General features: G+C 62.1%; 6 protein-coding genes and 1 tRNA gene. All 7 read right to left on the bottom strand.

Annotated elements, in window-relative coordinates; all coding sequences use genetic code 11:
- Positions 1-238 precede the first annotated feature (238 nt).
- Positions 239-325, bottom strand: a tRNA-Leu gene (locus tag C7477_RS11605).
- A gap of 103 nt (positions 326-428) precedes the next feature.
- Positions 429-1,049 carry a 2,3-bisphosphoglycerate-dependent phosphoglycerate mutase gene (locus C7477_RS11600; RefSeq protein WP_110752228.1) on the bottom strand — a complete coding sequence of 207 codons (621 nt, stop codon included), beginning with the start codon at positions 1,047-1,049 and terminating at the stop codon, positions 429-431.
- Between the two features lie 21 nt (positions 1,050-1,070).
- Positions 1,071-1,907 carry a 4-hydroxy-tetrahydrodipicolinate reductase gene (gene dapB / locus C7477_RS11595; protein ID WP_110752226.1) on the bottom strand — a complete coding sequence of 279 codons (837 nt, stop codon included), beginning with the start codon at positions 1,905-1,907 and terminating at the stop codon, positions 1,071-1,073.
- Complete coding sequence (locus C7477_RS11590) at positions 1,904-3,712, bottom strand: ABC transporter ATP-binding protein (protein ID WP_425373561.1); 1,809 nt, start codon at positions 3,710-3,712, stop codon at positions 1,904-1,906. The genes dapB and C7477_RS11590 overlap by 4 nt, the downstream gene beginning before the upstream one ends.
- 296 nt (positions 3,713-4,008) lie before the next feature.
- Entirely contained in the window at positions 4,009-5,037 is a 1,029-nt protein-coding gene (locus C7477_RS11585; protein WP_110752259.1) for a glucokinase, read from the bottom strand.
- A gap of 2 nt (positions 5,038-5,039) precedes the next feature.
- Complete coding sequence (locus tag C7477_RS11580; RefSeq protein WP_110752222.1) at positions 5,040-5,459, bottom strand: methylglyoxal synthase; 420 nt, start codon at positions 5,457-5,459, stop codon at positions 5,040-5,042.
- A gap of 273 nt (positions 5,460-5,732) precedes the next feature.
- Positions 5,733-6,800 (bottom strand): penicillin-insensitive murein endopeptidase, encoded by a 1,068-nt coding sequence (mepA, locus tag C7477_RS11575; protein WP_110752221.1) that lies wholly within the window; start codon positions 6,798-6,800, stop codon positions 5,733-5,735.
- Positions 6,801-7,153: the final 353 nt, after the last annotated feature.

Here is a 7,153-nt window from a genome sequence, read left to right as displayed (position 1 = left end):
ATTCCCGGGGTGGCCATCCCGGGAATCGCATCCAGCCTCAGCGCCAATTAAGCATGAAACAAACAGACAATTCCTGTGCTTGTCACAGGAATCCATGCCTCAACGGTGAAACAGTCCGCACCGATAAAAGAATATCATCGCTTCAACCTAAAAATGAAATGCTCTAGGGGAAGCCGCTTCAAACGAGCTCTGAAAATGCCTTAAGGCTTAAAAAAATCGGGAAAATGCAATTTATGGCTGGTGCCCAGAAGAGGACTCGAACCTCCACACCCTTTCGGGTACCAGCACCTGAAGCTGGCGCGTCTACCAATTCCGCCATCTGGGCAACGGGGTCCCATGTAAGGGGCAGGCGGCGCTCTGTCAATCGGGTTTGGATAATATTATCCGGCTTTTGTCCAACCCCGTTCGAGCGCTGTCCCGATACGCTTTCAGCCTTCCAGCACTTCCTTGGATGCGATGGTGGAGTCGGCGTTGAGATTGTAGATAATCGGAATGCCGGTGCCGAGTTCACGCTCTACGATTTCCGGGCCGGAAAGCCCTTCCAGCGCCATGATCAGCGCGCGTAGCGAGTTGCCATGCGCGGCGACGAGCACCGTCTCGCCGCGCAGCACATGCGGCTGGATGATGTGCAGATAATACGGCCACACGCGGGCGCCGGTGTCGCGCAGGCTTTCGCCGCCGGGCGGAGGCACGTCATAGGAGCGGCGCCAGATGTGAACCTGCTCCTCGCCCCATTTCTTGCGCGCGTCGTCCTTGTTGAGGCCGGAGAGTTCGCCATAGTCGCGCTCGTTCAGCGCTTGATTGCGGATCGTTTCAAGGTCCGGCTGGCCCATCTCATCGAGAATATGCTGGCAGGTGGCCTGCGCGCGCGAAAGCGTGGACGTGAAGGCGATATCGAAATGCTGTCCCGCCGCCTTCAGCCGCTTACCGGCGTCCTTGGCTTCCGTGTGGCCGAGCTCGGTGAGCCCCGGATCGCGCCATCCGGTGAAAAGGTTCTTCAGGTTCCATTCGCTCTGTCCGTGGCGGACAAGGATGAGGGTGCGGGACATGGTTGGTTGCTCCAGAAAAGATCAGTCGTTGAGATTAAGAACGTCGCGCATCGAATAGAGCCCCGGCTTGCGACCGCGCGCCCAGAGCGCCGCCTTGACCGCGCCGCGCGCGAAGATCGTGCGGTCCTCGGCATGGTGGGAAAGCGTGATGCGCTCGCCCGCGCCGGCGAGAATGACCGAATGGTCGCCGATGACCGAGCCGCCTCGAAGCGTGGCAAAGCCGATGGTGCCGTTTTCGCGCGCGCCGGTATGGCCATCGCGTGAGCGAACGCTTTGCGAGACGAGGTCGATGCCGCGTCCCTCAGCCGCCGCCTCGCCGAGAAGCAGCGCGGTGCCTGAAGGTGCATCCACCTTGTGCTTGTGGTGCATTTCGAGAATCTCAATGTCGAAATCGTCAGGCCCAAGCGCCTTCGCCGCCTTCTCCACCAGAACGGAGAGAAGATTGACGCCGAGGCTCATATTGCCGGATTTGACGATAGGCGCGCGAGCAGCGGCGGTGCGGATCTTCTCGTCGTACGCCTCCGAGCAACCGGTGGTGCCTATGACATGGACGATGCCCGCCTCCGCCGCGAGCTTGGCGAATTCGACGGTCGCGGCGGGTGATGTGAAATCAAGCACGCCTTCGGCATCGGCGAAGACGGGAAGGACATCGTCTCTAATGACGACACCGAGCGGCCCAACCCCGGCCACTTCGCCCGCATCGCGACCGATAAGCGGCGAACCGATCCGCGCGATCGCGCCGGCAAGCCGCGCGCCGTCGATTTCATGGATGGCGCGGATCAGCGCCTGGCCCATGCGACCGCCGGCGCCGACGACAACCAGCTTCATATCCGATGAAGAAACGCGCTTCTCGCTCATGCCTTGCTTCCCGCTTTTCCGCGCCGTGCGGTGACTTTTTTCTCAGCTTCAACAACCTTTTCGCCTGTTTCTCCAACATCGTCCAGCACCTGCCAGTCGGTCCCGCCCTGCAGCTTGTGGAAACGGGCGTAGATGCTGTGCGGATCGCCGATCAGCGTTTCGTGCCGGCCTTCTTCTACCACGCGGCCCGCTTCCATCACGATGATACGGTCGGCATTGACGATGGTCGAGAGGCGGTGCGCGATGACAATGGTTGTGCGCCCCTGCATGATGCTGTCGAGCGCCTGCTGCACGCGCTTTTCCGATTCATTGTCGAGCGCCGATGTGGCTTCATCCAGAAGCAGGATCGGCGCGTTGCGCACGATGGCTCGCGCGATGGAAACGCGCTGGCGCTGCCCGCCCGAAAGTGTCACGCCATTCTCACCCACCGGCGTGTCATAGCCTTGCGGTTGTTGCAGGATGAACTCATGCGCATGGGCGAGTTCGGCAGCTGCGATGATCTCTTCCATCGTGGCACTCGGCCGCCCATAGCGGATATTGTCGGCAATCGTGCCTTCGAAGAGATAGGGCTGCTGCGAGACATAGGCGACCCCATGGCGAAGCGATTGCTTCGTCACGCCGGCAATATCCTGGCCGTCGATGAGAATTCGCCCCTTTTCGATATCGTAGAAGCGTTGCAAGAGCGCGATCAACGTCGATTTGCCGGCGCCCGATGCGCCGATGATTGCCGTCGTCTTGCCTGGCGCGGCGGCGAAGCTGACGCCGTGCAGCACCGGCGCGGTCTCGGAATAGGAGAAATAGACGTCCTCGAAGCGGATCTCGCCCTTATCGATATGGATAGGCACGGCGCCGGTCTTGTCGCTCTGCCGGGGTTCGGTGTCGAGAATTTCATAGATCATGCGCGCATTGACGAGCGCGCGCTCCAGCCCGACCTGCAGGCGGGCGAGGCGGCGGGCGGGATCGTAGGCGAGAAGCAGCGCCGTGATGAAGGCGAACATCGCGCCGGGCGGCTGCTGGGTGAGGATGGCGCGATAGCCGCCATAGGCGAGCACCCCCGCAACGGCAAAGCCGGCGAGAATTTCGGAAATCGGCGTCGTGCGCTCGGAAACCCGGGCGATCTTGTTGCTGCGGCTTTCAGCCTGCTCGATCAGCTTGCCGATCTTGGCGCGCAGCTGGTCTTCCATGGTGAAGGCCTTGACAATGGCGATGCCCTGCACCGATTCCTGCATCGCGCCCAGAAGATGCGAGTTGAGATGCACGACTTCCCGCGTCACCGTGCGGATGCGGCGCGAAATATAGGCGACGGCGAGAATGAGCGGCGGCCCGATCACGATGATCGCGGCGGACAGGATCGGGTCCATGTAGATCATCGTCGCGATCAGGCCGATCAGCGAGATCATGTCGCGCGCGATCGAGGTGACCGTCATGTTGAGAAGGTCGCGAATGCCCGAAACATTCTGATTGATCTGCGCGGCGAGGTGGCCGGAGCGCGTGTCGTTGTAGAAATCGAGCCCAAGCTTCATCAGATGGTCGAAGATGCGCTTTTGATAGCGCGCCACCAGATTGTTGCCGATCTTGGCGAGCTCCACCGCCTGCACATAGCTGGAAAGCCCGCGCAGGATGAAGACGCTCAGGATCGCGCCGCAGATGATCCATATCAGGCCAAGCTGTTGCTCGTAGAAGATCTTGTCGATCATCGGCTTCATCAGATAGGCGAGGCCGCCATTCGAAGCGCCGATGATCAGCGACGCCACGATCGCGATGGCGTAGCTCTTCTTATATTCCCCGGCATTCTCCGACATCATGCGGCGGATGACGCGCGTTGCCTCGCTGGGGTCGATCTTCTTCTTGGGCTTTTCTACGCTCACAGGTTAATCCTTATTCTGAGCGTCCTATAGCCTTATTGGGCGGATTTGCCTATCCCAAGCGCCGAGGTCCTCCTTCCCCCTTGCGGGGAAGGTGCCCGCGGAGCGGGCGGATGGGGGTGGTGACGATTGTGCTCTACACTTCACCACCCCCACCCGGCCCTTCGGGCCACTTACCGGGGCGAGCCACGGGTCTCGCCCGTCCTTCGGACCCCCGCAAGGGGGAGGGAAGTCACTCACTCCTTGCGCCAGCGCCGTCCCTCGGTCGGCACGCCGAAGCGCGCCGGGGTGCGGGCATAGGCCGAAAGGCCGCTCAAGGCCGCAAGCGGGTGGGTGATGACATAGATCGGCATGGTCTTCATGATATCCTCGTGCGGCGCCTTGTCCTCGAAGGCTTCGCGGAACGAGGGGTCTTTCAGCGCCGGAAGGATCCGCTGCGCGATGCCGCCGGCAAGATAGATCCCGCCATTTGCCATGAAGGTAAGAGCGAAATCGCCCGCAAGCCGCCCGAGATAGACGACGAAGAGCTGCAGGGTTTCCTTGGCTTGGGCGGACGAGCCATCCAGCGCCGCGGCGGTGATTTCAGCCGGCGTCGTCAGCGTCGCCGCAACGCCGTCCGTCTTGCAGACGGCGCGATAGATGTTCTGGAGGCCTCGTCCGCAAAGGAGCTGCTCGGCGGAGATGCGCCCGCCGATGCGCTCCAGATGCGGGAAGATTTCGAAATCACGCTTGGTGCGCGGGCCGAAATCCACATGCCCGCCTTCGCCTGGAACCGGCACCCAGGTCTGGCGGGTGCGGATCAGCCCGGCCACGCCAAGGCCCGTGCCCGGTCCGAGCACGACGCGCCCGCCATTGGGCTCGCTCGCTCCCCCGCCGATCTGTTCCAGGTATTCGGCCTCCAGCGACGTGACGGCCAGCGCCTGTGCCTCGAAATCGTTGAGGACGGTGATATCCTCCAGCCCCAGCGTCTCCATCATCTGCTTAGGCTTCAGCACCCAGGGGCAATTAGTCAGGCCGATCTCGTCGCCATCCACAGGCCCGGCAATGGCCAGCACCGCCGAGCGCGGCTGGATCGAGGTGTGGTCGAGAACGGCGCTCTGGATCGCTTCATCGATCGTGGCATAGTCCGCCGTCTGCAGGATCGGGAACTGCTTCGGCTCGGCATAGGAATCGACCAGTATGGCGAACCGCGCATTGGTGCCGCCAATATCGCCGACGAGAATCGGAAAATGCAGGATGCAGTCGGTGTCTGTGCTGGAGATCATGTTCATTTCCCGTTCTGCTCCGAGGCTTCATCGGCCCATTCTTCAACGGAAAGCTTCTCCGCCAGCACTTCCGCCGTGGCGCGATTGAGGGCCATCGGTATGTCGTAGACGGTGCCAAGCCGCGTCAGCGCCTTGATATCCACATCGTGCGGCAGCGGCGACAGGGGATCGATGAAGAAGATCAACGCCTGTACCTTTCCCTCCGCGATCATCGCGCCGATCTGCTGGTCGCCGCCGCGCGGCCCGCTCTTGACCCGCTCTATGGAAAGCGAAGGGCAGGCTTCCAGCACAAGAGTACCGGTCGTGCTGGTCGAGACGATCTCGCAGCGCGAAAGCAGGGCCTCATGGGCGCGAGCGAAGGCGACCATGTCGTCTTTTTTCAGATCATGCGCGATCAGCGCTATGCGGTATGGTTTCGGCATGGACATATCCTAAATCGATTGAAGCCTATACCGAAACAGGCCCTTCCTGAAAAGGGCTGATTGCTTGGCGCTGTGCCATTTGCCCCTCACCCTTACCCTCTCCCCGCACGCGGGGGGAGGGAGGCGTCAGCATTTGCACCCATTTCTCGGTCCCCTGCACCCGGCAGCAAGAAGAAGCAGCTACGTTTATGTCTCCCTCTCCCCGTTCTTGACGGGGAGAGGGTAAGGGTGAGGGGCAATAAGATAAAAGGGTAAGGGGCAAATGAGCGTCGCTCAATTCCGTGGCCGCTGGACGGGCAGGGGGATATCCGCCGGTGGCGTGGGCGCGCTGAAAGCCGCCGCCGGGACCGCCGGTGCGGTGGGAGCAGCCTCCTCACGGGCAGCTCTAGCCATGGCCGCCGCGCCGCCTAACGTCACTTCCGCGATGGAGGTCGGCCCCGGCTCGTTCAAGACACGCGCGCAGGCGGGGGGCAGGTCCGACAGCATCATCGGCCTCGGAGGCTTCACCGGCTTCGTCGGTTTGACGGGCTTGGCGGGTTTCCTCCACGGCTCGTCCGTAAACCACCAGGCGAGCGGCTTGCCGCAGCCGTCATCGTTCATGTTGATCGGCTCCTGCGGCTTGCAGCCGGGCGATCCGGGCTGGCAGGAGATGCGGACGTGAAAATGATAGTGATGGCCCCAATAGGGACGGACCTTCGCCATCCAGCGCCGGTCGCCGGTGACGGTGTCGCAAAGCTTCTTCTTGATGCCGGGATGGACGAAGATGCGCTCCACCTCGGGATAGCTCGCCGCCCGCTTTAGCAGCGCGGCGCGGCTCGGCGTCCAGATATTGGGATCGACATAGAGCGAATCCCCCTTCAGCATCGAAGTGGCGCTGATCTTCTCGCGCTCTTCATCGGTGAGGCGGCGCTTCGGCATCGGCGTCAGCCAGATGTCTGCGTCGAGCCCGACCTGATGCGAGGCGTGGCCGGAGAGCATCGGCCCGCCGCGCGGCTGCGAGATGTCGCCGACGAGCAGACCCGGCCAGCCGTCCTTTGCCGCACCCTCGCGCGACAGCTTTTCGAGCAGCGCGATCATGCGCGGGTGGCCCCAGCGCCTGTTGCGCGTCAGTCGCATCACCTGCCAGGTTGGCCCGTCCACCGGAATGGCGATGCCGCCGGCAAGACAGCCCTTGGAATAGAAGCCAAACGATTGCGGCGGCGCCACCGCAGGCAGGGCCTGACCGCCGAAAGCCTGCTTGGCGGGCATGTCCTCCGCCTCGGCCAAGGCGATGAAATCCGGAGCGATCACGGACGCCAGCGCAGCGGTGAGAATGATTTTCTTCAGTCTGGATGCAAACATGGCAGGTTCCATGGCGTGGCCGGCAGGCCATCGGAGAGTGCGAATCAACGCGGCCAAATTACGGCCAGTATGCGGTGAGGCGAGATCGGCGGCAATGCTGTAGCGCCCCCTATAGCGATCAACGCGTTTTACGTGTATCGATGTTTTAGAGCGGTTCATTTAGACGGAAACGCTGGCGGGACAGCATACCCCCCTCTGGCTTGCCAGCCATCTCCCCCTCAAGGGGGGAGATTACGCTGTCATTGCCGTTTCCGCCAATCGCCAACATTCCCAGAATAAGTGCCGTCATCGATGCAAGCTAATCTCCCCCCTTGAGGGGGAGATGGCTGGCAAGCCAAAGGGGGGTGTGTCTC

The organism is Paramesorhizobium leguminum (genome assembly GCF_003217235.1).
Taxonomy (GTDB): Bacteria; Pseudomonadota; Alphaproteobacteria; order Rhizobiales; family Rhizobiaceae; genus Paramesorhizobium; species Paramesorhizobium leguminum.
This window is presented reverse-complemented; position numbering and strand designations above follow the sequence as displayed.

What these genes read in the sequence shown, in the direction of transcription:
- dapB (WP_110752226.1), bottom strand. Translation starts at nt 1,907, where the DNA reads ATGAGCGAGAAGCGCGTTTCTTCATCGGATATGAAGCTGGTTGTCGTC.
- C7477_RS11585 (WP_110752259.1), bottom strand. Translation starts at nt 5,037, where the DNA reads ATGATCTCCAGCACAGACACCGACTGCATCCTGCATTTTCCGATTCTC.
- C7477_RS11580 (WP_110752222.1), bottom strand. Translation starts at nt 5,459, where the DNA reads ATGCCGAAACCATACCGCATAGCGCTGATCGCGCATGATCTGAAAAAA.
- mepA (WP_110752221.1), bottom strand. Translation starts at nt 6,800, where the DNA reads ATGTTTGCATCCAGACTGAAGAAAATCATTCTCACCGCTGCGCTGGCG.
- C7477_RS11600 (WP_110752228.1), bottom strand. Translation starts at nt 1,049, where the DNA reads ATGTCCCGCACCCTCATCCTTGTCCGCCACGGACAGAGCGAATGGAAC.
- C7477_RS11590 (WP_425373561.1), bottom strand. Translation starts at nt 3,712, where the DNA reads ATGATGTCGGAGAATGCCGGGGAATATAAGAAGAGCTACGCCATCGCG.